Here is a 25293-nt window from a genome sequence, read left to right as displayed (position 1 = left end):
AATTGTTTCACTGTCCGCCAGCCGAACAATTCTACCTTTGCACCCTGATTCCCCAAAACTCCCACCCAACACTTTTTCAGCCATGCAAGAACCATCCCCCCTTGCTGCCACCTCCCCCAATCGTTTGCAGCCGCTGGGCTTCCACGAAACGGCGACCGTTCACCTCAACCTGACGCCCGCGGAGCTCATCGAGCACGCCCTGCGTAACGGGGAAGGCCACCTGACCGACACCGGCGCGCTGATGGCCGACACCGGCAAGTTCACCGGCCGCTCGCCCAAGGACCGGTTCGTGGTGCGCGACGCCAACACCGAAGACAGTGTGTGGTGGGGCGACATCAACATCCCCTTCGACGCCGACAAATTCGACCAGTTGCACCAGAAAATGGTGGCCTACCTGGCCGACAAGGAGCTGTACGTGCGCGAGGCCTATGCCGGCGCCCACCCCGACTATCAGCTCAAGCTGCGCATCGTGAACGAGCAGGCCTGGCACAACCTGTTTTGCTACAACATGTTTCTGCGCCCCGCCGAAGGCGCCGACACCAGCTGGACGCCCGATTTCAGCATCATCTGCGCCCCCGGCTTCGAAGCCGACCCGGCCGTGGACGGCACCCGCCAACCTAACTTCGCCATCCTCAACTTCACCAAGAAGATGATTCTCATCGGCGGTACGGGCTACGCGGGTGAGATGAAAAAAGGCATTTTTGGGGTGCTGAACTACCTCTTGCCTCACCAGATGAGCACGCTGCCCATGCACTGCTCGGCCAACGTGGGCCAGGGCGGCGACACCGCCATCTTCTTCGGCCTCTCCGGCACCGGCAAAACCACGCTCTCCGCCGACCCCCACCGCGGCCTCATCGGCGATGACGAACACGGCTGGACCCCCGACGCGGGCATCTTCAACTTCGAGGGCGGCTGCTACGCCAAGGTCATCGACCTGAGCCGCGAAAAAGAGCCGCAGATTTGGGATGCCATCCGCTTCGGCGCCATCGTGGAAAATACGCGTTTCATCCCCGGCACCCACACCGTGGACTACGCCAATAAGTCGGTAACCGAGAACACGCGGACAGCCTACCCCATCCACTTCATCGACAACGCCATCGAGCCCTCGGTGGCCGCCGCACCCAAGAATATTTTCTTCCTTACCGCCGATGCCTTCGGCGTACTGCCCCCCATCAGCAAGCTCGATAAAAGCCACGCCATGTACCTGTTCATGTCGGGCTACACGGCCAAGGTGGCGGGCACCGAAATGGGCGTGGTAGAACCCCAAACCACGTTCTCGGCCTGCTTCGGGGCCGTGTTCCTGCCCCTGCACCCCACCCGGTATGCCGAGATGCTGGGCCAGAAAATGGATGAGAACCCTGACATCAACGTCTGGCTCATCAATACCGGCTGGACCGGCGGGAGCTACGGCACCGGCCACCGCATGAAGCTCAACTACACCCGCGCCATGATCACGGCGGCTCTCAACGGCCAGCTCAGTGAAGTAAAGTTCACCAAGCACCCCATCTTCGGAGTGGCCGTGCCCGGTGCCGTGCCCGGCGTACCCACCGAAATCCTGGACCCGCGCAACACCTGGGCCGACAAGGAAGCCTACGACAAAACCGCCGCTGACCTCGCGGAGAAGTTTGTTGAGAACTTCCGGAAGTACGCCGATTTTGCCAACGAAGAGATTCTGGCCGGCGCCCCCAAAGTGGCCGTTGAAGCCTAAGCTTCGACCGCGTTTAACGATAAAAAAGCCCCGCTAGCACATGCTAGCGGGGCTTTTGTTTGAATGGGTGGGGAAGCGCAACCGTGGGAACCTCACATGCCCCCTGAGGGTCGTACCCGGGAGGGTGAGCTCTCCCGGGTATGACCCCGGTTCGCTTCAGGCGCCAAGCCACAGGAGAGAGGGAGCCTGATGGCCGGTACGCGAACGGTCGGCAAGGAAATCGGACCGCTCACCATAGCACGGACGGAGCCTGATGACTAGTATGCGAACCGAACAGCCGCATAGCGGCGACAGGTTAGTAGAAAAGCTAACCGGGAATGTGGCAAAGCCGCGTAGCGGTGACAGATTTTCCTAGACGCTCTGTCACCGCTACGCGGCTTATTTACGGCATAACCCTACAGGCGGCTAGCAGCTTGGCACAATTAATGGGCCCTCACTTAATCCTTTTGCCCGTCGCCAGTTTTCTCCGGAGCAGGCCGGCCCAGCCAGGCGGCCAGGCCCACGCCGACCCCAGCCAGCGCGGCGGCCGTCACCAGCGGGTGCGTAGTAGCGGCGGTGTACAGGCTGGTCTCGCGGGTGTGGCCGGGGTAATTGCCGCGCTCTTGCAGTTCGCCCATGGGCTGGTCGAGGCCGTTTTGGGCGCGCGGCCGGGGCGGGCGCTTCGACTGCTCCTGCTTGGCAAACACCTTTTCCATGAACTTGTCGGTGAGGCGCGGGGCGTAGTGGTTCAGGGCCGAAATCAGCTTGCCACCGCCCCCTATCGTTACTTCGGGCTGGCCGGTTTCGGCGCAGTGCAGGATGGCGCGGGCCACAAGGTCGGGCGCGTAAGCCGGCGGGGCGTGCTGGGGCTCGCGATCCAGGTAGTTCTTGGCGTGTTCGGGGTAGGGTGTGTCGATGGCCCCCGGCTTCACGAGCGAAACTGCCACCGGGGTGCCGTCCATTTCCAGCTCCATGCGCAGGCCGTCGGTGAAGCCCTTCACGGCATGTTTGCTGGCACTGTAGATGGTTTGGAGAATAGCAGTGGTTTCCGACAAAATACTGCCGATGTTGATGAGGCTGCCGCCCCGCGCTTTGAGGTGCTGCACGGCCTCGAGCGAGCCGTAAATCAGGCCCCAAACGTTGGTATCGAACAGCTTGCGCATGTCTTCTACCGGCGTTTGCTCGACCTTGCCGTATATCGACACCCCGGCATCGTTCACCCAGGTATCGAAACCGCCAAACTGCTGGATGGCGGCTTGCGCAATGCCGTGCACCTCGGCCGGCTGGCTCACGTCGGCCACTACGTAAATGGCCTGCCCCCCGGCGGCAGTGATTTCGTGGGTGAGTTGCCGCAGGGCGTCTTCGCTGCGTGCGGCCAACACCAGCCGGGCTCCTTTTTGGGCCGCCAGGCGGGCCGTAACCAGGCCAATGCCCGACGAAGCGCCGGTAATGACCATAACCTGGTCGCTTAATTTCTTGAGGGTAGGTTTCATAAGGTGAGGTGGAAAGTGATAAGGTTGAGTAATTGGGTACGACGGGGCCTACTGTGGAGTTGCCGCTAACTCGGGGTGGACGTGGTGCGAGCCAGCCCACGCTTGGCCGCCCGGCCTTGCTGCCCTAGTATCGTTCTTTGCCCCATGCACACTTTTTATGCACCCGACTTGAGCGGTGCCACCTACACCCTGCCCGAAGACGAAAGCAAGCACGCCGTGCGGGTGCTGCGCCTGGGTCCCGGCGAAGCCGTGGAGCTGCTCGACGGCCGCGGCGGCCGCTACACCGCCGCCGTGGCCGACGCCAATCCCAAGCGCTGCCAGCTCCGCATCACCTACCAGGCCACGGTGCCACCCCGCCCCTACTTCACCCACGTAGCCGTGGCTCCTACCAAAAACCTCGACCGCATGGAATGGTTCGTCGAGAAAGCCGTTGAAGTAGGTGTGGAGCGCCTCACCTTCCTGCGCTGCGCCCGCTCCGAGCGCCGCGAGCTGAAGCTGGATCGGCTGGAGAAAATCGCCATCAGCGCCCTCAAGCAGTCAGGTCAGGCCTGGCTACCGCAGCTGGACGAGATGACGGATTTTAAGAATTTTGTAGCCGAAGTGGGGCCCGACACCACATTTATCGCGCATTTGGAAGAAGGTGAGCGTACAGCACTGGCGCAAGTGGCCGGCGCAGGACCACGCTGCTGCGTGCTAATTGGCCCAGAGGGGGATTTCACGCCGGAGGAAATTAAGTTAGCCCTCAGCCGGGGCATTCGGCCGGTGACGTTGGGAGCTTCACGGCTGCGCACGGAGACGGCGGCCCTGGCGGCAGTGTTTACCATGCACATCTGTCGGGAAACGTGAAATGAATATGTTCAGAAGTGATTTAAAACAAATACTAAATTCTGAAGAACCTACGGAGTCACTTCGTGAATTTGCCATTAAATTGAATACTAATGGTTTCAATAAGCAGGAGATTTATAATGTGTTCTACAATTATTATTCAGAGCTACAAGAAAAAGGAAATGATGTAGAAGCTGATATTTTAGGTGATATAATGGATATGATCACAGGGTGGTATTCAGGAAGGAACTTAGACTTAATATAAGGCTAATGCTTGGTTTACGCATTGATTTGTTCTTGCTAAAAGTCACCGATAATGAGGTCCACTTTGGACTTGCACACGGATTATTCGATTAGCTCGCCAGGACAGACCTCTGTCGTAGGTGCTGGACAGGTCCACGCCCAGGTCAGGCGCTGGTGAGTACGCCTTGCTTGGGCGCGACTTAAGCCTGGGCGCAACTCAAACCTGTGATTCGATGGAATCAGCGAGCCGCCAGCGCCATATGTGTAATCAGTATCGGAGGCTGGGGCGGTCCAAATAATTGCCGACTACGAGAATACATTAGCTTCTGTATCAGCCACGGCGGGCCTTATCCCTCGGCATAAACAGAACGAGCCCGCTATTACAGCGGGCTCGTTCTGTTCAGCCAGGTAAGCGGTGCTCTAGTAGCAGGGCTCGAACCTGCGTCCACCCGGTCCAAGAGCCAGGCGCTCTTCCGCTGAGCTATACCAGAGTTGGTGATGAGGGCAGGGCTCGAACCTGCGTCCACCCGGATTAGAGCCGGGAGTTCTCCCACTGAACTACCTCATCATCGTTGGCTTATTAATTCACTTCGGGCCGTAGCGGTAACACGGGCTTTCCGGAGAAATACCGGTGACGCTTTAAGACGGCAGCAAGGTACGGATTCGTGACGCTCACGCCGTGCACCAGTTCCGGCGTGGGCCGAAACGGGACTACTCCGTGAGGCCGGGGAGCCAGCCAGCCGGACTTTAGGGGGTCAAGGCCGGCCTGTCGGCAAGCACTCGCTACCTGGGCCCGAGTGCAAGTAGCAGTACCCAAAAATACCTCCCAGGGCAAGGGCAAAGCGGCCCACACTTGCGTATTAGGGTCTAGTCCTTGGCCCGCTCTATGGTGCCAGGCGACTACATCAGCAGCCATAAGACGCAATACTTTGCCAAAGCACATCTCTTCCAGCACGAACTCCATGCCCAGAGCGTAGAGCAGGTTTATCCAGTTATCCCGGGTCTTATTCCAGGAGCCAGCGGCCGCATTCCAGGTTGATGAATCATCTCCTCGTTTGACAATCATGGAATCCCGCTGAAACGAGTTTTGCGACCATATTCCGTGCAAATAACCCGCTAGCTCTTGCAACAAGGAAGTCCACCGACCGAGCAGCTCACCTTGCTGCTCGCTGGTAAGCAGCGCTAATACCTCTGGTGCTGGATATACATGGGCAATGGCCCACCAATTGGCTGTGGCAGCGGGTGGGCTTGGCGTAGCCCCGAGCCAGCGCGCAAGGGTCGAGGGCTGCCGGCCGGAACAACGCCGAAACAACATGTCGGCTACTTCATCGTAGGCCCGCTGCTGTCCGGCAATAGTAAACTCACTGCGCATGTTGCAGCGAGCAGTGTAGTAGGCCACAAAAGCGGCGCTGTCTAAGTCCTGCGCGAAAACCTCGTAGCTCAACTCGTGCGCCAGGCCATGTTTGGCAACCTGTTCAAATTCGGCCCGGCGTTGCTCTGCCAGCATAGTTTGCAACTTTTCCTCCAGGTGTCGGACCGAGCGAAAAAGCTTGTTGTACTGACGCTTGGGCAGGTCGATTCCCGAAGCGGCACGGGCGGCGCGGTCCAGACGGTCGGTGAGGTAATTATTGTGGCCCAACTGTTTGCCTAGTAAGGGATTTACTTTTTTCAGAAAAGCTTCCACATCGGCGGGAACATCATAGCGCAAGCCTGGAGGAGGCACCTGGGCGAACAACTCCGCGGTCTTCCGCACCTGTCGGTCTGCTCCCTGCGGCGGCCGAAAGATGCTTGCCATGGCTGAATATTGCCACACACTCCGACGCAGCGAATGATTAGCCGCTTTGCGCAGGGTGAGGCTCTGTTGCCCAGTCAGCTTGTCTTGCAGTAGCGGCAGCAGCATGTCCGCTACATCTTCAGGCCGACGGCGCTGTCGTAGCGTATCGTATAAAGCGCGTAGATTCATTGCATTGCAAGCTGAAAATGTAATCAGCTATAAGCACCTTCCAAGTGGGAACGCTAATATATAGCACCGGTTTATATTCACCGAAGTAGGGTCTGGGCAGCAAATATACTTAATATAAACAAGATAAAATTGACTCTTTCTGGAATCATTAGCGATGAAGTTGGCCCGCCGCGTAGAGTTGCTGGTGATTTCAGCCTCGGACGCCTGTCCCTACAACTAACCTCAAATTTCGTTTTAAACACCCATTAAAGGGCTTCGGCGAAAAGCACCGACCTATGCCGGGGGCATTTTTGCATTCTTCCAAACAACCCTTTTTACTGATGCTGCTTCCGCGGCCTCCCGTTCAGGTTCCGCAGCAGGAGCATGGCGAACCCAAGCTCAACCAAACCCGCCCGGCTGATTAGCGTTTGCCTGCTGATAGCCCTTACTTTCTGGTCCGCTGGTCCAGCCTTTCCAACCCAACTTCCGATGGCTACTCCGCAACTGCACCAACTTGAATTCAACAACACCTTCGTCGATGAGCTGCGCGGCGAAGTAGCCCGGGATAATCGCCCGCGCCAAGTGCCCGGCTACACCTATTCGCGGGTGAAGCCCACCCCCGTGCGCGACCCGCACCTGCTGGCCTGGTGCGATGAGCTGGCCGCTTACCTCGGCATTGCCCGGCCGGCAGAGCGGGGCCCTACGGTCGACGCCCTGGCCGGCAACCTGGTCACGGACACTATGAAGCCCTTTGCCGCACGCTACGCCGGCCATCAGTTCGGTAATTGGGCCGGGCAGCTTGGTGACGGCCGCGCAATCTCCCTGGGCGAAGTGACGGCTACTGACGGCAGCTCCTGGGAAATCCAGCTTAAAGGGGCCGGTCCCACGCCCTACTCGCGGCGGGCCGATGGCCGGGCCGTGCTGCGCTCGTCGCTACGCGAGTTTTTGTGCAGCGAAGCCATGCACTACCTGGGGGTGCCCACCACCCGGGCCCTGAGCCTGGTGGGAACCGGCGACTTAGTCGTGCGCGACATGTTCTACAACGGCAACGCCAAGCCGGAGCCGGGTGCTATCGTGGCCCGGGTGGCCCCCACCTTCATCCGCTTCGGCAATTTCCAGATGATGGCAGCCGCTCGCGAAGTCGACAACCTACGGGCCCTGGCCGACTACGTCATCCGGCACCATTTTCCGGAGTTGGGCTCGCCGTCGCCGGCCGGGTACGTACGCTGGTACGAGGAAATCTGCCGCCGCACCGCCGTGATGGTGGCGCACTGGATGACGGTCGGCTTTGTGCACGGGGTGATGAACACCGACAACATGTCCATCCTCGGCCTTACCATCGACTACGGCCCCTACGGCTGGCTGGAGCCCTACGACCCCGACTGGACGCCCAACACCACCGATTTTGGCTCCCGCCGCTACGCCTTCGGCCAGCAGCCCCAGGTGGCGATGTGGAACCTAGCCCGCCTGGCCGAGGCGCTCTACCTGCTGGTGGGAGACATTGAGCTGCTGCGCCCGGGGCTGGACGTATACGAGTCGACCTTCGAGCGCACCCGGCAGGAAATCCTGCTGAAAAAGCTGGGCCTCACGGCGCGCCAAACTGAAGAGGACGTACACTTGATTGGCGGCTTGCTGGAGGCGCTAGCCGAGGCCGAGGTTGACATGACCATTTTTTTCCGCCAGCTCTCGCACGTAGCACCGGCCCTGATTGCCGCGCCGGAGCAGGAATACGACCGGTTCCACGAGCTGCTGGCCGCGGCCTCCTACGTTCCGCTGCCTAACCCGGCGCACTCCCCCCTGCTCGACTGGCTGCGGCGCTACCTGCCCCGGCTACGGGAGGAGACGACCACCGCCACCGCCATAGAGGCCACCATGCTGGGGGCCAACCCCAAGTACGTACTGCGAAACTACCTGGCTCAGCGAGCCATTGAAGCGGCGGAGCGAGGAGACCTCTCCTATTTGAACACGCTGATGGAAGTTCTCAAGCAACCGTACGCGGAGCAGCCCGAGCACCAGGAATTTGCCGCCAAACGTCCCGACTGGGCCTGGGAAATGCCCGGCTGCGCAACGCTGTCGTGCAGCTCGTAGGCGGGCTTTGGCTTTGCTCATTCACCTAAAAAGCCCCGCTGATGTGATGATTCAGCGGGGCTTTTTAGGTGACTGGGTGGTGCCCGGGGTTGTTCTGATGGGAGCCAGACGAGCACAAAGTGATACCGCAACGGGGGCTTGGCAGGTCGCGTCGTGGTTGCTTCTACCGGCGCCGGCCAAAAATGCGCAACAGAAACAGGAAGAGGTTGATGAAGTCCATATACAATATTAGTGCCCCCAGGATGGACGCTTTGTTGCTCATCTCTTCGCCTTCCGTTAGGCCGAGCAGCGCCAGCTGCTTCAGTTTCTGGGTGTCGTAAGCGGTCAGGGCCACGAACAGCAGCACCCCGACGAAGGAAGTAACAATTTGCAACACCGAGTTGGCCCAGAACAGGTTCACCACCATGGCTAGTACTAATCCGATGAGGGCCATACTCAATAGCTTGCCCCAGCCCGAAAGGTCCTGCTTGGTAAAGTAGCCGTACAGGCTCATCACGCCAAAGGTGCCGCCCGCCACGAAAAAAGTGGAGGCAATGGAAGAGTAGGTATAAGCGAGGAAAATGCAGCTCAGGGTGACCCCGTTCAGCACGGCGTAGCCCACAAAAGTGGCTTGCACCATGCTCTGGCTCCAGTCGAATACGCGGGCCGAGAGGAAGCTCACCAGCACCAGTTCGGCAATAATGAGCCCTAAAAAGACGAAGCGGGTGCCGAACACGAATTCCAGCAGGGCGGGCGAGGACGCCGCAAACAGCGCCACGCCCCCCGTCAGCCCCAGGCCGGCCGCCATCCAGCCGTACACCTGAGCAAAAAATCGAGCTTGTACTTCGGCAGCTTCCGCGGGCGAAATAAGCACCGACTCGGGAGTCGGGGCCAGGTTGTTTTCTTCCATGATTGAGTAAGCGAAAAATGACAGGGAATGCAAGTGCCAAGCTACGCAACGGCACGCCGCCAGCAAAACGCCGAACCAAACTCAATGGTTGCTCTTTAACCGTCTCAGCAAATCGCCCGCGCTGGTGCGAATTCAGCGCTCCGCCAGGCTCGCACCAGTACCGGACTGAACGCCCGTCAGTGCCGAGGCGGGGTGTATTTTCGCACCCATGCACTCTTCTGCTTACCTCACCATCGCCTTCGCCCTGCTCGCCTGCTCGCAGCAGCCCACCGAATCGGGTACGTCTGCCGGTACCCGGCTGACCACTTCAACCCGCGCCACTTCAACCTCCACCCCATTCCCCGAAACTTTCGAAGCCGGTAGCAAGGGCGCTTACGAAGAAGCCGATGAGCCCCTGACTACGGGGGGCTGGCATTTTCAGGACGCCCTCATTGGCAGCAGCCCCCAGGACCACAAAACCGGCGAGCGCGCCGCCCGCCTCCGCAACCAGGGCCGCATCCGCATGAACTTCGACGCGACGACCGGGGTGCGGCGCATTACCATCAGCGCCGCGGCCTACGGCACCGACGGGCCCAGCACCTGGGAGCTGTGGCTGAGCCGCGACGGGGGCCGCACCTACGCCCGCACCGGGGCGCCCGTTATCACCAGCGGCCCGAAGCTAGTGCCCCACGTGTTCTCCAACAATGCTAGCGGCCCCATTCGCCTGGAAATCCGCAAAACCAGCGGCCCCAAAAACCGGCTGGACATCGACGACATCACCCTCGAAACGGCCACGGGTCCCGCCGGGGCGGCAGGTGGCGTTACGGGCGGCTTCCTCGACAATGGCAACAAGCCGCAAGCGTCCATCCAATCGCCTAATCCGCCGCGCCGGCCTACTTCGGTCGACCCCAACGACGGCAACCTCGCCTTAGGCAATCCAAGTGGGGCCACCTCCGATCCGGCTAACGCCAACAACTACCTGCTCGTCCACCCCGAATTTACCATCGGCTACAATGGCGCGCGCGGCATTCCCACCTGGGTGAGCTGGCACCTGGGCCGGGCCGATATTGGCCAGGCTCCCCGCCAGGACGATTTCCGCCCCGATGCCGCCCTGCCGCGGCAGTTCTACCAGGTCACCCCCGCCAGCTACGCCCGCTCCGGCTTCGACAAAGGCCACAACTGCCCCAGCGGCGACCGCACCGCCAGCCTCGACGCCAACTCGGCCACTTTCCTGATGACCAATATGGTGCCCCAGGCCCCGCGCAATAACCAGCAAACCTGGGCCCAGCTCGAAGAATACGGCCGCACTCAAGTGCAGCATGGCCAGGAAATCTACGTCATCATGGGCAGCTATGGCCGGGGCGGGACTGGCGCCAACGGCTTCGCCCAAACCCTCGACCAGGGCCGCGTTACCGTGCCCGCCCGCATCTGGAAAGTGATGGTCATCCTGCCCGAGGGCCAGAATGACCTCCAGCGGCTCGCCACCGACCCGGGCGTCCGCGTGCTGGCCATCGACACGCCTAACGACAACGGTATTAAGTCTGACTGGCAGCAATACCTGACGTCGGTCGATAAAATCGAAGAAGCCACCGGCCTGGATTTACTGAGCGCCTTACCCCACGAAACACAGGCCCGCCTGCAAAAGCTGGTCGATAAAGGGCGGGCGCGGTAACGCGGACTCTGCGAGTCCGCGAGTAAACGGCCCCGAACAACCCACGCGCGGACTCGCAGAGTCCGCGTTACTATGGATGCTTTGCGCTATTTTATTGCCTTGGTCTGGCTGGTCAACGGCCTGTTTTGCAAGTTGCTCATGCTGGTGCCGCGCCACGCGGCCATCGTGGCCCGCATTCTGGGGCCGACGCACGCGGGGCTGCTCACGCGCCTGATTGGGCTGGCCGAAATCGGTATGGCGCTTTGGGTGGTCAGCGGCCGGTACCGCCGCTGGGGCGCGCTCACTCAAATCGTTCTCATCCTCAGCATGAACGCGCTGGAAGCCTGGCTGGCCCCCGACCTGCTCTTATGGGGCCGGGCCAATGCGGGGTTTGCCGTCCTGTTCTGCCTGCTCATCTACTGGCATACCTTTGGCCGCCCGCGTGGGGCACCACCCTAACCTCCGCCGTCGATGCGGTCCTGGTTGAAGACTCACCCGTTTGCGGTCGAGGCATTCTTTGAACATTCGCTGGTTCTCACCTTCGCCGCGCCGCGGGCGGAGGTCCAGGCGTTGCTGCCCGCCCCGCTGGTGGCCGACACCTTTGCCGAGGACTGGGCCTTCCTGGCCGTGGCGCTGGTTCAAACGCGCCAACTGCGGCCCAAAGGCTTCCCGGGCTGGCTGGGGCAGGATTTCTTTCTGATAGGGTACCGGACTTTTGTTCGCTACCCCTCGTCGGGTGGCAAACGCCTGCGCGGGCTGTACATCCTGCGGTCGGAGACCGACAAAAAGCGCATGACGGCGCTGGGTAATCTGTTTACCCACTACCGCTACCATACCGTCGACATCGCGCAACAACACGCCGCCGGGCAGTTTGCGATCCGGTCTCAACGGGCTGATTTTCAGGTCAGCCTGGCCCCACCCAGCCCGGAGGTTTTGCTGCCCGACCGCTCCCCTTTTGCCAGCTGGCAGGAAGCCCGCCGGTTTGCCGGGCCATTACCCTTTACTTTCTCAGCGGACCCGGGCTCCGACCGCATGCTGATTGTTGAAGGCGTGCGCCAACACTGGGAGCCGGAGCCGGTGGCCGTCAAAAGCTATCACGTTGGTTTCTTTGAGCGACTGAATCTAAGCCAGTTAGTATTGGCCAATGCCTTTGCGCTGCGAGATGTGCCCTACTACTGGAAAAAAGGCCGCACTGACCGATGGACCCGCTAAGAAAACCCTTCCAAGGACTATGGAATGTGGTTCGGTTTAACTGGCATTTCTACCTCCTGGCCCTGGTAGCGGCACTGGGGTTGGGCTTGCTGGGCGTGGCCGGGCCGCCCGCCGCCCGGGGCTACGCCTCGGCCTTATTGGGGCTGGTACTGATTCCGGTCGTAACCTCCTTAGCCGTCTCGGCCTACGTGTACGATTTCTCCGACTTATACCGCCTGACCTGGCTGCCGACCACTGCTCCTGCTCATCCCGCGGTGCTCACTATAAATGCCGGCTTCGATGAAATCAGCGCCGCACTGCAACGCAAGTACGCGCCCCGCCAGCTGGTGGCCCTTGATTTCTACAACCCGGCCCGACATACGGAAGCCTCTATTGCGCGGGCCCGCCGGGCGTATCCCCCCTTTCCGGGCACCCAGTCGGTAGACACCCGCGCGGCGCTGCCGCTGCCCGACAATTCCGTTGACCTCGCCTTTGCGTTTCTGGCCGCCCACGAAATTCGGGACCCTGTCGAAAGAGTGACTTTTTTTCGGGAGATTCGGCGCATCACCAAGCCCACTGGCCTGGTCATCGTAACCGAGCACTTGCGCGATACGGCTAATTTCCTGGCCTACAACGTTGGTTTCTTCCACTTTCACTCGCGGCGCGCCTGGCTGGCTACCTTCCAGCAGGCGGGGCTGCGGGTTGCGCAGCAAATTCCCATTACCCCTTTCATCACCGCATTCATTCTGAGCCCCCATGGAAGCGCAGCTTAAGCTTATTGGCTGGCTCTTAATCATCTTGGCGCTGTTGCACGCCGGCTTCGCGCGCTACTTCAACTGGCGCCACGAGTTCGCGGCCGTTAGCTTAATTAACCGCCAGATGATGTACGTTCATACGTTTTTCATTGCCTTTACGGTCTTACTCATGGGGCTCTTGTGCCTGAGCTCGGCGGCCGAGCTGGTCGGTACTCCGCTCGGTCGTAGGCTGGCGCTGGGCTGCAGCGTCTTCTGGCTGGTCCGGCTCCTCATTCAGTTCTTTGGCTACTCTGCCCAACTCTGGCGAGGCAAGGGGTTCGAGACTTTCGTTCACGTGGTCTTATCCGGGCTGTGGTCTTATTTAAGCCTGGTTTTTCTACTGGTTGGCCTGGCTTGATAATCAGGAATTTGAGCTAATCGAAACCCCGCTTCGGCGGGCCAATTGCCCCAGGTCTGGTAGCCCAACTGCTGGGCCGCGGCATCGCCGTAGAAGAAGGTAAGTAAAGTGGGCGTGTCGGTGGCGTGCTGCACTACTTGGTAGCGCATCCATAACTCGTCGTCCACAGGCTGTTCTAAATCAATGCGTTCAGAGATCTGCTCCGTCACAAACCGCTCCTGCGCCAAATGCTCCGCTACCGTGCGCGGCTGAGGATGCTGGGCGCGGTAGCGGGTGCGCCAGGCCTGGGCCAGCACCCGCTGTTGCACCAAAGCCGGGGTGTAGTCCTCACCAGCCCAAAACAATGGCGTGCAAAAGCCCCTTTTCAATAGAGGGCCAATGTTGAATTTGTTGGCATAGTCGGTAGTGTAGCGGTTGGTCCAACCGCCCTGCAGATCATCGGCCAAGTTCAGGGCAACCCGGTAAAGCGGTTCATCGGACCCAACGGAGCGGGCCAGGTTGAGCTGCCGCAAGGTTTGGGCTGCAATCCCTTCGGCTTTCAGTTGCACTAGATCTCGCAGTTTAGCTACGAATGGCTCCTTCGCCATGGGATTGAAATGCAGCACCGGCACCGCCAAATCGGCCTTGGTGCCGCCACCCAGCAACTGTAAGTATGCCTGAAAACGAGCTTGGTCGCGGGGCTTTTCATAAAGCTCCAGCATAGCATCCAGCACCGGTAGCACTTCAAACGGCATGGCGATCGAATCGGCTGGAAAACGCGCTTAGGTTTCCGTCAGTACCGTTTTGAAGCCCGCCAGGGTGCCCTCGGCCGTGCGGCCCAGCGCGTAGGCGTGGATTTGCGGCTCGGTGCCCACCCGGTACACCTGCGTGCCATCCAGTTCCTGCTTCAGGTACATCTGCAGGGCCTTGTACCGGTTAGCCAGCGCCACATCGCCCAGCACGCCATCGTCGGCCGTGTGGTTGCGCAGGAACTGGGTCAGCGGCACGGTTTCGACGGGGGCATCGGCGGGTTCGTCGAGTGCCTTTAGCAGCGCGGCGTTGCTCAGCTCACCACTAGGCACGTCGTAGACCACGGCGACCAGTGGCGCATCCGATTCGCTGATGAACTGCAGTCCCGCCACCAGCTTTTCGAGTTCCGGGGGCACGGCAGCTTGGGCATCGGGCTTCTTATCGCTTAGCCCGCTACCGCCGTCCACCTTCGCCGCGATGGCCGTGGCCAGCTCCTGCATCCGTTCCTCGGGCACTTTTATTTTAGGGTTGGCGAAGTTCATGTCGGCAACCTTCTTCATCGGGATGAGATGGATATGCGCGTGCGGCACTTCCAGGCCAATAACGGCTACTCCGATGCGCTGGCACGGCACGGCAGCCTGCACGCCTTTAGCCACGCGTTGGGCGAACACGTGCAGGGCCGCCAGCTCATCGGCGGGCAGGTCGAAGATATAGTCGACCTCCTTCTTCGGAATCACCAGCGTGTGGCCTTCCACCAAGGGCGTAATATCAAGGAAAGCCAGGTGGCGGCCGTCTTCGGCTACTTTATAAGCCGGCAGCTCGCCGGAAACGATACGGGAGAATATAGAAGGCATGTTTGGTGCTTGGTGCTTGGTGCTTGGTTATTGGTTATTGGTTATTGGTGCCTGGTGCTTGGTTTGCAACGCAAGTAACTATCTACGGGCGCAACAAAAAGGCGGTGCTCATCAGCACCGCCTTTTTGTCGTCCGGCTACCTGGACCCAAGCACCAGGCACTAAGCACCAGGCACCAACAATTCAACCTACCGGCTGATCTCCAGAATTTCGAACTGCAGCTTGCCGGCCGGCACCACGATTTCGGCCGTATCGCCGGCCGACTTGCCCAGCAGACCTTTGCCGATGGGCGACTTCACCGAGATTTTACCGGCGGCCAGGTTAGCTTCTTCCTCGGCCACTAGGGTGTAGTCGAGTACCATGTTGTTTTTCAGGTTTTTCAGCTTCACCTTACTCATGATGAGCACTTTGGTGAAGTCCATGTTGGTTTCGTCGATGAGGCGGGCATTGCCCACCACTTCTTCCAGCTTGGCTATTTTGAGTTCCAGCAGGCCCTGAGCGTCCTTGGCGGCGTCGTATTCGGCGTTTTCGCTCAGGTCGCCTTTATCGCGGGCCTCGCGCAGGTCTTCCGCGGCCTTGGCGCGGCCCCGTATTTTGAGGTCCTGGAGTTCCTCCTTCAGTTTTTGCAGGCCCTCGGGGGTGTAATAATTGATAGTGGCCATAAGATGTGAATGACTGGAAGGTTTGGCTAAAAAGCAAGGAGAACGGCTGGCAGCGCCAACCGTTCTCCCTTTTTTAGGTTCGCTGCAAAGATACGCAAAAACCGACTAGCTCCCCGCAATCCGGCCCGCGCCCCCCAGTCGGAAAGCCGCAATCTTCCGCGCCAGCACTTCGTTGATGCGGGCGTAGCTCTGGTGCGTCCAGCCGCCGATGTGCGGCGAAAGCACCACATTGGGGGCCCCTGCGAGAAAATCGAACGTGGCCCGCTGCTCCGGGGTAAGCGTAGTCAACCGTTCGTTTTCCAGCACGTCCAGCGCCGCGCCACGCACGGTGCCGGCTTGCAGCGCACCCACCAATGCGGCTTGGTCCAGCACTTCGCCGCGCGCCGTGTTCATCACCCAAATCGGGGTGGCAAACCCGGCCAGCAACTGCTCATTCACAAAATGATGGTTGGCCGCCGAGTACGGAATGTGTAAGCTCAATACTTCGGCGCGGGCCTGCAGCTCGCTCAAGTCCACTAGCCGGGCGTAGTCATCGGCTCCAATACCAGGGTCGCTATCGTGGGCCAGCACGGTGCAGCCAAAGGCGCTGAGCCGGCGGGCGAAGGCCCGACCCATGTGTCCGTATCCGAGCAGGCCGACGGTTTTGCCCCCTAGCTCTTCGCCCCGGTTGGCTTCGCGGTGCCACTGGTGCTGGCGTACCTCATGGTTGGCCCGGGCAATATTGCGAAATAAGGCCAGCAGCAGCCCAACCGCGTATTCGCCCACTGCATCGCGGTTGCCTTCGGGGGCGTTGAGCAGGGCCACCCCAGCCGCGGCCAGGGCGGCTTCGTCGATGTTGTCGGTACCAGCGCCGGCGCGGGCTACGTAGCGTAAGTGGGGCCCGTGGGCCAATAGTTCGGCCGTGACGCGCAGCTTGCTGCGCACCACCAAGCCCTCGTAAGGGTAGGCGGCCAGCGCCGCAGGCACCTCCGCGGCCGTCAGGCGGGGGCAGTAGGTAATCGTCACGCCAACGGCTCGTAGCAGCGGCTCCAGCGAAGGGTGCATTTCATCAACTACCAGGCACGCGCCCGGAACTGCTGAAGCGGGTGGCGGGCAGGTATTGGGGAGAGGGCGTTCGGGCAGGCTCATAAAGCGTTGATTCAATAGCTGCTTACTCAGCCAAGTCGTTCAGGGTCAGGTCGGGCAGGGCGGCGCTCAGCCCGGCGTGGTGCTGCTCCACGCGCTGGGTCAGGCCCACGAAATCGGCTACGCCCAACTGCTCGGCCCGCTTCTCGAAGAGGGCATCGGTGGTTGCCTCGGGGGGCAGGCCAAACGGCTTCAGGGCGTTGCGCAGCGTTTTGCGCCGGGTCTGGAAGGCCTGCTTCACGACCCGAAAAAACAGCTTCTCGTCGCAATCCAGCTTGATCGTTTCGTTGCGCATAAGGCGCACCACCGCCGACTCTACTTTGGGTGGGGGCACAAACACGTGCGGCGGCACCGTAAACAGGTATTCTATCCGGTAGTAAGCCTGCAGCAGCACGCTCAGGATACCGTACGTTTTAGAGCCCGGCGGCTCGGCCAGGCGCTGGGCTACTTCTTTCTGAATCATGCCCACTACTTCGCGCACCTGCTGCCGGTTGGCCAGCACCTGAAAAAAAATCTGGCTGCTGATGTTATAAGGGAAGTTACCAATGATGGCCAACGGCTGGTTCGGGAACAGCGTGCTCAGATCCTGCCGCAGGAAGTCGGTGGCAAAAATGCGGGACTCCAGGGCGGGGTAATGCAGCTTCAGGTAGGCCACCGACTCGGCATCAATCTCCACCACGCTGGTTTGGTAAGCTGCATTTTCGAGCAAGTGCCGGGTGAGCACGCCCATGCCGGGCCCAATTTCGAGCACCTGCCCTACTCCACCGGGCAACTGTAGAGCGGCCACGATGCGGCGGGCGATGTTGGGGTCGGCCAGGAAATGCTGGCCTAAATGTTTTTTGGGGCGAACGGTATTCATTTTTGCGGGAAAAGACGCGCTGGGCAATGGTAGCTGGCGAAGGAGCGGAAGCGCTGAAAGACCCGGTTCTCCGGGGTTGGCTGCCGATTCCCGGCCGACCTCCTCCCTTCTCCACCTCACTACCTCATCGCCTTGCTACTACCTTGCGAACTCAAATCTACGGCCTTCATCCCCACCCATGTCTCTAGCTCTTGCCCACGTGGCCACCGCCCCGGCCCATTCGACGCAGGTATTCATCCTCTCGCCCGGCACCACTACCCTGCCCGCCGGCGCGGCCGGCGACCTTTCGGCCCCAGCCCAGCAGTACGTAGCCACAGCCCTGGCCGACGACCAGCCGCTGGTTCACCTCAACCATTTCAGCCACCACCACTTCTTTGTGGTGCTCGCCGACAAGCCCACCCCCGAACAAGTAGCCGAAGCGCTACGCCGCAGCGGCCACACCCTGCACGGCCACCTGAAAAGGGAAAAAGTAACCGAGGTTTTCATTCATAATCTGAGCCAAACGCCCGACGCCGACCTGCTGCTGGCCGAAGGGCTGGCCCTGAGCGCCTACCAGTTCGAAGGCTACAAAACCGACGCGAAATCACGGACCGCCGCCACTCTAACTACCGTCTCCGTGGTGGGCGAGGCCGCCGCTCCGGCCGCCGTCGCCGAGCTCGACGGCCTGCTGCAAGGCGTGTTTCTGGCCCGCAACCTGGTCAACGCGCCGGTTAATAAGCTGAATGCCGTTCAGCTGGCCGAGCACATTGCCGCCGCGGGCGACCAGGCCGGCTACGCCACCGACATCCTCGATCTGGCCAAAATCGAAGCCCTGCGCATGGGCGGCCTGCTGGCCGTGAATCTGGGTTCGCCCGAGCCCCCCACCTTCAGCATTCTGGAATGGAAGCCTGCCGGGGCCCAAAATGCCAAGCCCTTCGTGCTGGTGGGCAAAGGAGTGGTGTTCGACACCGGCGGCCTCAGCCTCAAGCCCACCCCGAACAGCATGGACATGATGAAGTGCGACATGGCCGGCGCCGCGGCCGTGGCCGGCACGCTCTTCGCCCTGGCCAAGAACCAGGTTCCACTGCACGTCATCGGCCTGGTACCCGCCACCGACAACCGCCCGGGCGGCCTCGCTTACGCCCCGGGCGACGTCATTACCATGCACAGCGGCCTCACGGTCGAAATAAAAAATACCGACGCCGAAGGCCGCCTGCTCCTGGCCGACGCCCTGAGCTTCGCCCGGAAATACGACCCTGAGCTGGTCATTGACCTGGCCACCCTCACCGGCGCGGCGGTGCGGGCCCTGGGCACCGAAGCCTCCGCCGTAATGGGAACCGCTGCGGCCACGACCAAGGAGCAGCTCTCGGCCGCTGGCTACCGCGTGCACGAACGCCTGGTGGAGTTCCCGCTCTGGGACGAGTACGCCGACCACATCAAGTCCGACATTGCGGACCTCAGCAACCTGGGCAAGGGCGAAGCGGGCCAAATTTCAGCGGCTAAGTTCCTGGAGCGCTTCGCCGAAGGCTACTCCTGGCTGCACCTCGACATCGCCGGCCCCGCCTTCCTCACCGCCGCCGAAAGCTACCGCGGCAAAGGCGGCACCGGCACCGGCGTTCGGCTGCTGTACGAGTTCTTTAAGCTGGTGCTTAGTGCTTAGTTGTTGGTGCTTGGTGCTTGGTGCTTAGTTGTTGGTGCTTAGGATTTGGTTATTGGTATTTTGGGACTTAGCTGCTTTGATTTGATGGAAAGAGATAATAAATCTTATACAGATTTAGAAGTGTGGCAGCTTGCTCGAAAGCTCACCTCTGAAGTGTATGCTGTTAGCCGTCTTTTTCCGAAGGAGGAATTGTTTGGCTTGACCAATCAATTGCGTAGAGCAGCCGTTTCGGTTCCTTCCAATATTGCCGAGGGCTGTGGCCGACAAACGCCCCGAGATACCATCAACTTTTTGTTCATCGCCCGAGGGTCTCTATACGAGCTGGAGACCCAACTCTACGTAGCCCTCGACCTTCAGTACCTAAATTCAGAGGTTACGGAAACGTTATTTGCCTTTATAACAAGCTGTAAGAAGCTGCTCCACGGCTTCATCAATCACTATCGCCAACAAGTGGCCTAAACTTCCAGCAATCCAATGACCCCAACACCTGACACCACCAATCAGACACCAACCACCAACCAAGCACCAGCACCCAACCAAACCCCAAACCCCAAAACCCAAGCACCAAAACCCAAGCACCAGGCACCAGGCACCAAGCACCAAGCACCAAGAATAGGCTTTTCCGTGGGCGACCTGGCCGGCATCGGCCCCGAAGTCATTTACAAAACCTTGCTCGATGAGCGCCTGCTGAAGCTCTGCACGCCCGTTGTTTATGGCACGGCCACGGCCCTTTTCGCTGACTTCCCCACCCCTACCGACGCTGAGCACCTCACTTTCCGGCAGCTGCGCGACGCGGCCGATATCGCCCCTGGTCGTCTCAATGCGGTGACGTGCTGGGAAGAAGACTTCGCCCTGGCCCCCGGTCAGCCCTCGGCCGCCACTGGCCAGGCCGCGCGCGAAAGCCTGCTGGCCGCCAGCCGCGACCTCAAGGCCGGCAAGCTCGATGCCCTCGTCACGGCTCCCATCAGCAAGGACAACACCCAGTCCGACGACTTCCGCTACCCCGGCCACACCGAGTTCCTGACCGCTTTCTTCAAGGCGCCCGAAAGCCTTATGTTTCTGGTGGACGACAATGGGCTGCGTATCGCCACCGTTACCGGCCACGTGCCGCTCAAGGATGTGCCCGCCCGCCTCACGCCCGAGCTGCTGAGCACCAAAATCAGCCTGCTGCTCAATTCTCTAAAGCAGGATTTCGGCATTCTCAAGCCCCGCGTTGCCGTGTTGGGCCTTAACCCCCACGCCGGCGAAAACGGCCTGTTGGGCCACGAAGAAAACGACCTCGTAGCCCCCGTCATCCAGCAGTTCGCGCAGGACGGCCACCTGGTTTTCGGGCCCTTCCCGGCCGATGGCTACTTCGGCACCCAGCAGTTTCGGCAGTTCGATGCCACCCTGGCCCTCTACCACGACCAAGGCCTGATTCCCTTTAAGCTGATGGCCTTTGAACGAGGAGTAAACTTCACGGCGGGCCTGCCGGTGGTCCGTACCTCCCCCGACCACGGTACGGCGTACGGGTTAGCCGGGCAGTTTAAAGCCGAGGAATCATCGTTCCGGGCGGCCGTGTACCTGGCGTGTGAGGTATGGCGGCAGCGGTGGCAAAACGCTCAGCCCCGCTCCGTGCGTTAGCATCTTCGCATTATCGAAATTTTCTTTCTAATTTTGAAACGCGGCCTTTACGGGTCGCGTTTCTCCTTTTAGTGCATCCATGGTAATTATCAGCCGTGCGGTGTTGCGCGCTTTTGTGCTTGCACATCCCGCTTCTGAAGCGGCTTTGGAAGAGTGGTACCATCATGTGCGGACAGTTGAATGGGCTAATGGAGCAACCGTGCGGCAGTCGTTCCGCACAGCTGACTATGTTGGCAATGAGCGTTTTGTTTTTAATATCAAGGGCAACCGATACCGCCTAATAGCCTCGGTGTCTTTCACTACCCGAACTGTTTATCTCAAGTTTGTTGGCACTCACCGCCAATACGATGCCGTTGATGCAGCCACTGTCGAATTTCTAAAGCCATGATTATTAATACTGCGGAAGAGTTACGCGATGCTTTTCGCCAATACGATGCCTTAGAAGCTCAGGGCATCGACGCGCATCCTGAAATCCAGCCCCTTGCCCGTGCCTTGGCTGAAGCCATTGAAGACTACGAGCTTCGAATGGAGTTGTTTCCGCTGCCCCCCAAGCCTACCACCCTGCCGGCCATGATAGAGCTGAAACGTCAGCAGCAGCACTTGAAGCAAAAAGAGCTGGCTGCCCTGCTCGAAGTACCGCCCGGCCGCCTCTCCCAAATCTTGAGTGGCAAGCGACGCGTAACCATGGACCTAGCCAAAAAGCTTTACGAACGCCTGCACATCAGCCCGGAATTTATTCTCAAAACGGCCTGATCTGACCGGAATATGGTCCAGTCTTTTGGCAAAAAGCCGGAATTTCACTACTTTTGCCCCCTGCTATTCAGCCGACCGTGAAAAAAGACAGCCAATACGACCTCAACTTAGCCAAGCTGGCGCTGAAAACGCACCATTTTGAGTACAAGTTAGGTCCCGACTTTTTCGCCCTGTTCGACCAACCGCTGGTAGAGCAAGGCCAGCTGCACGCCGACGTAGAGCTCCTTAAAACCGAGCGGCTGCTCACCTTGAATTTCCACATTACGGGCACCGTCTCCCTGAATTGTGACCGCACGCTGGACGAGTTCGACCAGCCGCTGGACGTTCGCGAACAGCTGCTGGTACGCATTGGCGACGAAAACAAGGAGCTGGACGACAACGTGCTGCAAATCACGCCCGACACGCAGGTCCTGCCCTTGGCCCAGCACCTGTATGACTACATCGGCCTGGCCCTGCCCATGAAGAAGCTGCACCCGCGCTTCCAGAACGAGCCCGACGACAACCCGGACGCTCCCACCAAGCACATCTTCAGCACCCGGCCGGCCGATGATGCCCCCGATGACGATGAGCCGGCCGACCCCCGCTGGGCCGCCATGCGCAACCTGAATTAATCCGTCAGCGCCCCGAGTCGCTTTCTAACTCCTAACGTTTAAACTTATAACTCCCCCTCCCCATGGCTCATCCTAAGCGCCGCACCTCTTCCGCCGTTCGCGACAAGCGTCGTACGCACTATAAACTCACCCCGAAGGCCGTTACCTTGTGCCCCAACACGGGCGAGCTGCACCTGCGCCATAAAGCGTACGTAGTGGATGGTGACCTCTATCACAACGGCCAGCTGGCCATCAAAAACTACACGAAGGTGAGCGCTGCGCCCGCCGCCGACACGACCGGCGACGACGAATAGCGCGTCGGGTTGTTACTTCGCGGCACCATTCGGTCCGGCTTCGCTCCTTTTTAAGCCAGCGAGGCCGGACTTCTGGTTCCTACCCTTTCCCTGACGTTCCCAAACACCTCGTACATGAAAATAGCCCTCGACGCAATGGGCGGCGATTTCGCCCCCCAAGCCGCCGTGGCGGGTGCTCTACTAGCAGCCGAACAACTAGCCGGGCGGGCCACCATCGTCCTCATTGGTCAGGAAGACGCCGTGCGGCCCCTGCTCCAAGCCGCCGGTCCCGCGGGCGACGCCCTTGAATTCGTCCCGGCCTCGCAGATTATTGAGATGGGCGAGCACCCGGCCAAAGCCTTCCAGCAGAAGCCGGACTCCAGCATCGCCGTAGGCTACAAGCTACTCCTGGCGAGCGAAGTTGAGGCCTTCTGCTCGGCGGGCAACACCGGCGCCATGCTCGTTGGGGCCATGTTTACCGTGAAAGCCGTGCCCGGGGTAATCCGCCCGGCCATCGCCAACTTCGTCCCTAAGCTCCAGAACAGCTTCGGCATCCTGCTCGACGTGGGCGCCAACGCCGAATGCAAGCCGGAGATGCTCGAGCAGTTCGGCGAGCTCGGTTCGCTGTATGCCCAGTACGTGCTGGGCATTGAGCGGCCCAAAGTAGGCCTGGCCAACATCGGCGAAGAAGAAGGCAAGGGCACTCCCCTGACCCAGGCCGCGCACCAGCTGCTGAAAGTGAACCCACACCTTCATTTCGTGGGCAATATCGAAGGCCGCGACCTGTTCAATGACAAGGCCGACGTGGTGGTCTGCGATGGCTTCACGGGCAATATTCTGCTGAAAATGGCGGAATCCATCTACGAAATGATGGACGAGCGACATATTCACGACTCGTTTTTCGATAAGTTCAATTACGAGACAGTAGGCGGCTCTCCTATCCTGGGCATCAACGACAACGCCATTATCGGCCACGGCCGGAGCACGCCCCGGGCCATTGGCAACATGCTCGTGCAGGGCTACAACATGGCCGAGTCGGGCATTGTCGACCAAATAAAGGCTACTTTTAAGTCTTAACTCCGGCTGACCGCGGTGGAAAAATCTCCGGCTCTGGCCGGATTTTTTTTAAATCGTTGCCGTTCCGCCCCTGGCTTACTAAGCGCGTAACGGCGGCGCTTTTTTCCGCTTTGATGCCCACTTCTCGCTTGCCCCGCCTACTTTTGCTCGTATGAAGATTACTGCTGCTATCACTGGCGTGGGTGCTTACGTGCCCGAATATGTGCTGACCAACACCGAGCTGGAGAAGCTGGTGGACACCACCGATGAGTGGATTATGTCGCGAACCGGCATCAAAGAGCGCCGCATTTTAAAGGGAGTCGACCAAGGTTCCTCGGTGATGGGCATCAAGGCCGTGCAGCAGCTCCTGGATAAAACCGGCACTAATCCCGAGGACATCGACCTGCTGATTTGCGCCACTACGACCCCCGATTTGCTGTTCCCGGCCACGGCCAACATCATCTCCAAGGGGGTGGGCCTCGCCCGGGCCTTCAGCTACGACGTGAACGCAGCCTGCTCCGGCTTTCTGTTTTCGCTGGCCACCGGGGCCCAGTTCATTCAGGCGGGCACCTGCAAAAAGGTGATTGTGGTGGGTGCCGATAAGATGTCCTCTATCATCGATTACACCGACCGCGCTAACTGCATTCTATTTGGTGATGGGGCGGCGGCCGTACTCCTCGAACCCAGCCTCGACGGCTACGGCCTGCTCGACCAAGTGCTGCGCACCGATGGCAGCGGCGAAGCCTACCTGCACCAGAAAGCCGGGGGTAGTCGCCGCCCCCCCTCGCAGGAAACGGTGGCCAACAAGGAGCACTACATTTACCAGGAAGGCGCCACGGTGTTCAAGTTCGCCGTGAAAAGCATGGCCGACGTCGCGGCGCAGGTAATGGAGCGCAACCACCTCAGCAACGACGACGTGGCTTGGCTGGTGCCGCACCAAGCCAACAAGCGCATCATCGACGCTACCGCCAACCGCATGGGCGTGGGCCCCGAAAAGGTGATGCTTAACATCCACCGCTACGGCAATACCACCAACGGCACCATTCCGCTGTGTTTGGCCGACTACGAAAGCCAGCTACGCCGGGGCGACAACCTGGTGCTGGCGGCCTTCGGCGGCGGCTTTACCTGGGGCTCCATCTACCTGAAATGGGCGTACGACGGCACGGCAGCGGCAGGGGCAATTAAAAATGAAAAATGAAGAATTAAAAATTAGCAGGAAGCTCCTCTTCCCCTACCGCTACCGGTCGACCTAGTAGCTCTGCGCTAGGCGCAATTAAAAATCAGCGGAAAGCCCCTTTTCCCCAATATACCCCCAATCAAAACCCGTTAAAAAAAGAAGCGTTGGAAATTGAGCCGTCAATTTTTACTTCTTCATTTTTAATTTTTAATTGAATTCCCATGGCATCAACCGCCGACTTCCGCAACGGTCTCGTCCTCAACTATAATGGCGAACTGCACGTCATCACCGAATTCCAGCACGTGAAGCCGGGCAAAGGGCCCGCATTCGTGCGCACCAAGATGCGTAACATCAAAACCGGCCGCACCATCGACAACACCTTCAACGCCGGCGTGAAGGTGGAAACGGCCCGCGTGGAGCAGCGCCCCCACCAGTTTATTTACAAAGACGACTACGGTTTCACGTTCATGGACACCAGCACCTTCGAGCAGATTGTGCTACCCGAGGCCATGGTGCCCTTTGCCGACCTGATGAAGGAAGGCCAGGAGGTAACCATCCTGATGCACGCCGAAACCGAGCAGCCCCTCACCGCCGAACTGCCTTCCACGGTCGAGCTGATGGTGACCTACACCGAGCCCGGCCTGAAGGGCGACACGGCCACCAACACCCTAAAGCCGGCCACCGTCGAAACCGGGGCGCGCATCCAGGTGCCGCTGTTCATCGACCAGGACACCAAAATTCGGGTAGACACCCGCAACTACGCTTATGTCGAAAGAGTCAAGTAAGGATTCGCA

At 60.0% G+C, this 25293-nt stretch carries 26 protein-coding genes and 1 tRNA gene; 18 read left to right on the top strand and 9 right to left on the bottom strand.

Features of this window, described 5'->3' with window-relative positions; all coding sequences use genetic code 11:
- Positions 1-82: 82 nt before the first annotated feature.
- Positions 83-1708: a phosphoenolpyruvate carboxykinase (ATP) gene (gene pckA / locus IC235_RS08060; RefSeq protein ID WP_191004660.1), complete on the top strand. Its 1626-nt coding sequence runs from the start codon at positions 83-85 to the stop codon at positions 1706-1708.
- 437 nt (positions 1709-2145) lie between these two features.
- On the opposite strand, the gene IC235_RS08055 is transcribed toward pckA, so the two are convergent.
- Entirely contained in the window at positions 2146-3180 is a 1035-nt protein-coding gene (locus IC235_RS08055; protein WP_191004659.1) for an SDR family oxidoreductase, read from the bottom strand.
- 144 nt (positions 3181-3324) lie between these two features.
- On the opposite strand from IC235_RS08055, the gene IC235_RS08050 reads away from it, so the two are divergent.
- On the top strand, positions 3325-4026 hold the full coding sequence (locus IC235_RS08050) for a 16S rRNA (uracil(1498)-N(3))-methyltransferase (RefSeq protein ID WP_191004658.1): 702 nt from the start codon (positions 3325-3327) through the stop codon (positions 4024-4026).
- 640 nt (positions 4027-4666) lie between these two features.
- Here the strand turns inward: IC235_RS08050 and IC235_RS08045 are convergent.
- A tRNA-Lys gene (locus tag IC235_RS08045) sits at positions 4667-4739 on the bottom strand.
- 89 nt (positions 4740-4828) lie between these two features.
- A complete protein-coding gene (locus IC235_RS08040) occupies positions 4829-6211 on the bottom strand; it encodes a hypothetical protein (RefSeq protein WP_191004657.1) in 1383 nt (460 codons plus the stop codon).
- Positions 6212-6679: 468 nt separating this feature from the next.
- Here IC235_RS08040 and IC235_RS08035 point away from each other — a divergent pair, with 468 nt between their 5' ends.
- Positions 6680-8278, top strand: coding sequence for a protein adenylyltransferase SelO (locus IC235_RS08035; RefSeq protein WP_223847143.1), 1599 nt, complete (start codon positions 6680-6682; stop codon positions 8276-8278).
- A 163-nt stretch (positions 8279-8441) separates the two neighbouring features.
- Here IC235_RS08035 and IC235_RS08030 read toward each other — a convergent pair whose 3' ends face one another.
- Entirely contained in the window at positions 8442-9167 is a 726-nt protein-coding gene (locus tag IC235_RS08030) for a Bax inhibitor-1/YccA family protein (protein WP_191004656.1), read from the bottom strand.
- 208 nt (positions 9168-9375) lie between these two features.
- Here IC235_RS08030 and IC235_RS08025 point away from each other — a divergent pair, with 208 nt between their 5' ends.
- The 5 genes from IC235_RS08025 to IC235_RS08005 all read left to right on the top strand — a co-directional run bounded on the left by IC235_RS08025 (position 9376) and on the right by IC235_RS08005 (position 13140).
- Positions 9376-10818, top strand: a complete 1443-nt coding sequence (locus tag IC235_RS08025; RefSeq protein ID WP_191004655.1) for a DNA/RNA non-specific endonuclease — start codon at positions 9376-9378, stop codon at positions 10816-10818.
- A gap of 72 nt (positions 10819-10890) precedes the next feature.
- Positions 10891-11256 carry a DoxX-like family protein gene (locus tag IC235_RS08020; RefSeq protein ID WP_191004654.1) on the top strand — a complete coding sequence of 122 codons (366 nt, stop codon included), beginning with the start codon at positions 10891-10893 and terminating at the stop codon, positions 11254-11256.
- 12 nt (positions 11257-11268) lie between these two features.
- Positions 11269-12009 (top strand): DUF2071 domain-containing protein, encoded by a 741-nt coding sequence (locus IC235_RS08015; RefSeq protein ID WP_191004653.1) that lies wholly within the window; start codon positions 11269-11271, stop codon positions 12007-12009.
- Complete coding sequence (locus IC235_RS08010) at positions 11997-12761, top strand: class I SAM-dependent methyltransferase (RefSeq protein ID WP_191004652.1); 765 nt, start codon at positions 11997-11999, stop codon at positions 12759-12761. The genes IC235_RS08015 and IC235_RS08010 overlap by 13 nt, the downstream gene beginning before the upstream one ends.
- Complete coding sequence (locus tag IC235_RS08005; RefSeq protein WP_191004651.1) at positions 12745-13140, top strand: hypothetical protein; 396 nt, start codon at positions 12745-12747, stop codon at positions 13138-13140. Before IC235_RS08010 ends, IC235_RS08005 begins: the two co-directional genes overlap by 17 nt.
- On the opposite strand, the gene IC235_RS08000 is transcribed toward IC235_RS08005, so the two are convergent.
- The 5 genes from IC235_RS08000 to rsmA all read right to left on the bottom strand — a co-directional run bounded on the left by IC235_RS08000 (position 13101) and on the right by rsmA (position 17368).
- Positions 13101-13874, bottom strand: coding sequence for a hypothetical protein (locus IC235_RS08000; protein ID WP_191004650.1), 774 nt, complete (start codon positions 13872-13874; stop codon positions 13101-13103). The two genes, IC235_RS08005 and IC235_RS08000, sit on opposite strands and share 40 nt — an antisense overlap.
- A gap of 27 nt (positions 13875-13901) precedes the next feature.
- The gene (locus IC235_RS22580) at positions 13902-14723 is read right to left on the bottom strand and encodes a nuclease A inhibitor family protein (RefSeq protein ID WP_191004649.1); all 822 of its coding nucleotides are present in this window, start codon (positions 14721-14723) and stop codon (positions 13902-13904) included.
- A 187-nt stretch (positions 14724-14910) separates the two neighbouring features.
- Positions 14911-15384 (bottom strand): transcription elongation factor GreA, encoded by a 474-nt coding sequence (gene greA, locus IC235_RS07990; protein ID WP_191004648.1) that lies wholly within the window; start codon positions 15382-15384, stop codon positions 14911-14913.
- 105 nt (positions 15385-15489) lie between these two features.
- The gene (locus IC235_RS07985; protein ID WP_191004647.1) at positions 15490-16512 is read right to left on the bottom strand and encodes an NAD(P)-dependent oxidoreductase; all 1023 of its coding nucleotides are present in this window, start codon (positions 16510-16512) and stop codon (positions 15490-15492) included.
- 22 nt (positions 16513-16534) lie between these two features.
- The gene (gene rsmA / locus IC235_RS07980; RefSeq protein ID WP_191004646.1) at positions 16535-17368 is read right to left on the bottom strand and encodes a 16S rRNA (adenine(1518)-N(6)/adenine(1519)-N(6))-dimethyltransferase RsmA; all 834 of its coding nucleotides are present in this window, start codon (positions 17366-17368) and stop codon (positions 16535-16537) included.
- A gap of 178 nt (positions 17369-17546) precedes the next feature.
- Between rsmA and IC235_RS07975 the strand changes: the two genes are divergently transcribed.
- The 10 genes from IC235_RS07975 (at position 17547) to efp (ending at position 25284) form a co-directional block, all read left to right on the top strand.
- The gene (locus IC235_RS07975; protein ID WP_191004645.1) at positions 17547-19007 is read left to right on the top strand and encodes a leucyl aminopeptidase family protein; all 1461 of its coding nucleotides are present in this window, start codon (positions 17547-17549) and stop codon (positions 19005-19007) included.
- Positions 19008-19091: 84 nt separating this feature from the next.
- Positions 19092-19466, top strand: coding sequence for a four helix bundle protein (locus IC235_RS07970; protein ID WP_191004644.1), 375 nt, complete (start codon positions 19092-19094; stop codon positions 19464-19466).
- A gap of 15 nt (positions 19467-19481) precedes the next feature.
- Positions 19482-20630, top strand: coding sequence for a 4-hydroxythreonine-4-phosphate dehydrogenase PdxA (gene pdxA, locus IC235_RS07965; protein WP_191004643.1), 1149 nt, complete (start codon positions 19482-19484; stop codon positions 20628-20630).
- 79 nt (positions 20631-20709) lie between these two features.
- On the top strand, positions 20710-21018 hold the full coding sequence (locus IC235_RS07960; protein ID WP_191004642.1) for a type II toxin-antitoxin system HigB family toxin: 309 nt from the start codon (positions 20710-20712) through the stop codon (positions 21016-21018).
- Positions 21015-21383, top strand: a complete 369-nt coding sequence (locus IC235_RS07955; protein ID WP_191004641.1) for a helix-turn-helix domain-containing protein — start codon at positions 21015-21017, stop codon at positions 21381-21383. Before IC235_RS07960 ends, IC235_RS07955 begins: the two co-directional genes overlap by 4 nt.
- A gap of 53 nt (positions 21384-21436) precedes the next feature.
- Positions 21437-21994: a YceD family protein gene (locus IC235_RS07950; protein WP_223847142.1), complete on the top strand. Its 558-nt coding sequence runs from the start codon at positions 21437-21439 to the stop codon at positions 21992-21994.
- Positions 21995-22056: 62 nt separating this feature from the next.
- Positions 22057-22287 (top strand): 50S ribosomal protein L32, encoded by a 231-nt coding sequence (gene rpmF, locus IC235_RS07945; protein ID WP_046242677.1) that lies wholly within the window; start codon positions 22057-22059, stop codon positions 22285-22287.
- A gap of 114 nt (positions 22288-22401) precedes the next feature.
- A complete protein-coding gene (plsX, locus tag IC235_RS07940; protein WP_191004640.1) occupies positions 22402-23343 on the top strand; it encodes a phosphate acyltransferase PlsX in 942 nt (313 codons plus the stop codon).
- A 151-nt stretch (positions 23344-23494) separates the two neighbouring features.
- The gene (locus IC235_RS07935; protein ID WP_191004639.1) at positions 23495-24520 is read left to right on the top strand and encodes a beta-ketoacyl-ACP synthase III; all 1026 of its coding nucleotides are present in this window, start codon (positions 23495-23497) and stop codon (positions 24518-24520) included.
- Positions 24521-24720: 200 nt separating this feature from the next.
- On the top strand, positions 24721-25284 hold the full coding sequence (efp, locus tag IC235_RS07930; protein WP_191004638.1) for an elongation factor P: 564 nt from the start codon (positions 24721-24723) through the stop codon (positions 25282-25284).
- The last annotated feature ends 9 nt before the right edge of the window (positions 25285-25293 follow it).

This window comes from Hymenobacter montanus (assembly GCF_014699115.1).
GTDB lineage: Bacteria > Bacteroidota > Bacteroidia > Cytophagales > Hymenobacteraceae > Hymenobacter > Hymenobacter montanus.
This window is presented reverse-complemented; position numbering and strand designations above follow the sequence as displayed.

What these genes read in the sequence shown, in the direction of transcription:
- pckA (WP_191004660.1), top strand. Translation starts at nt 83, where the DNA reads ATGCAAGAACCATCCCCCCTTGCTGCCACCTCCCCCAATCGTTTGCAG.
- IC235_RS08055 (WP_191004659.1), bottom strand. Translation starts at nt 3,180, where the DNA reads ATGAAACCTACCCTCAAGAAATTAAGCGACCAGGTTATGGTCATTACC.
- IC235_RS08050 (WP_191004658.1), top strand. Translation starts at nt 3,325, where the DNA reads ATGCACACTTTTTATGCACCCGACTTGAGCGGTGCCACCTACACCCTG.
- IC235_RS08040 (WP_191004657.1), bottom strand. Translation starts at nt 6,211, where the DNA reads ATGAATCTACGCGCTTTATACGATACGCTACGACAGCGCCGTCGGCCT.
- IC235_RS08035 (WP_223847143.1), top strand. Translation starts at nt 6,680, where the DNA reads ATGGCTACTCCGCAACTGCACCAACTTGAATTCAACAACACCTTCGTC.
- IC235_RS08030 (WP_191004656.1), bottom strand. Translation starts at nt 9,167, where the DNA reads ATGGAAGAAAACAACCTGGCCCCGACTCCCGAGTCGGTGCTTATTTCG.
- IC235_RS08025 (WP_191004655.1), top strand. Translation starts at nt 9,376, where the DNA reads ATGCACTCTTCTGCTTACCTCACCATCGCCTTCGCCCTGCTCGCCTGC.
- IC235_RS08020 (WP_191004654.1), top strand. Translation starts at nt 10,891, where the DNA reads ATGGATGCTTTGCGCTATTTTATTGCCTTGGTCTGGCTGGTCAACGGC.
- IC235_RS08015 (WP_191004653.1), top strand. Translation starts at nt 11,269, where the DNA reads ATGCGGTCCTGGTTGAAGACTCACCCGTTTGCGGTCGAGGCATTCTTT.
- IC235_RS08010 (WP_191004652.1), top strand. Translation starts at nt 11,997, where the DNA reads ATGGACCCGCTAAGAAAACCCTTCCAAGGACTATGGAATGTGGTTCGG.
- IC235_RS08005 (WP_191004651.1), top strand. Translation starts at nt 12,745, where the DNA reads ATGGAAGCGCAGCTTAAGCTTATTGGCTGGCTCTTAATCATCTTGGCG.
- IC235_RS08000 (WP_191004650.1), bottom strand. Translation starts at nt 13,874, where the DNA reads ATGCCGTTTGAAGTGCTACCGGTGCTGGATGCTATGCTGGAGCTTTAT.
- IC235_RS22580 (WP_191004649.1), bottom strand. Translation starts at nt 14,723, where the DNA reads ATGCCTTCTATATTCTCCCGTATCGTTTCCGGCGAGCTGCCGGCTTAT.
- greA (WP_191004648.1), bottom strand. Translation starts at nt 15,384, where the DNA reads ATGGCCACTATCAATTATTACACCCCCGAGGGCCTGCAAAAACTGAAG.
- IC235_RS07985 (WP_191004647.1), bottom strand. Translation starts at nt 16,512, where the DNA reads ATGAGCCTGCCCGAACGCCCTCTCCCCAATACCTGCCCGCCACCCGCT.
- rsmA (WP_191004646.1), bottom strand. Translation starts at nt 17,368, where the DNA reads ATGAATACCGTTCGCCCCAAAAAACATTTAGGCCAGCATTTCCTGGCC.
- IC235_RS07975 (WP_191004645.1), top strand. Translation starts at nt 17,547, where the DNA reads ATGTCTCTAGCTCTTGCCCACGTGGCCACCGCCCCGGCCCATTCGACG.
- IC235_RS07970 (WP_191004644.1), top strand. Translation starts at nt 19,092, where the DNA reads ATGGAAAGAGATAATAAATCTTATACAGATTTAGAAGTGTGGCAGCTT.
- pdxA (WP_191004643.1), top strand. Translation starts at nt 19,482, where the DNA reads ATGACCCCAACACCTGACACCACCAATCAGACACCAACCACCAACCAA.
- IC235_RS07960 (WP_191004642.1), top strand. Translation starts at nt 20,710, where the DNA reads ATGGTAATTATCAGCCGTGCGGTGTTGCGCGCTTTTGTGCTTGCACAT.
- IC235_RS07955 (WP_191004641.1), top strand. Translation starts at nt 21,015, where the DNA reads ATGATTATTAATACTGCGGAAGAGTTACGCGATGCTTTTCGCCAATAC.
- rpmF (WP_046242677.1), top strand. Translation starts at nt 22,057, where the DNA reads ATGGCTCATCCTAAGCGCCGCACCTCTTCCGCCGTTCGCGACAAGCGT.
- plsX (WP_191004640.1), top strand. Translation starts at nt 22,402, where the DNA reads ATGAAAATAGCCCTCGACGCAATGGGCGGCGATTTCGCCCCCCAAGCC.
- IC235_RS07935 (WP_191004639.1), top strand. Translation starts at nt 23,495, where the DNA reads ATGAAGATTACTGCTGCTATCACTGGCGTGGGTGCTTACGTGCCCGAA.
- efp (WP_191004638.1), top strand. Translation starts at nt 24,721, where the DNA reads ATGGCATCAACCGCCGACTTCCGCAACGGTCTCGTCCTCAACTATAAT.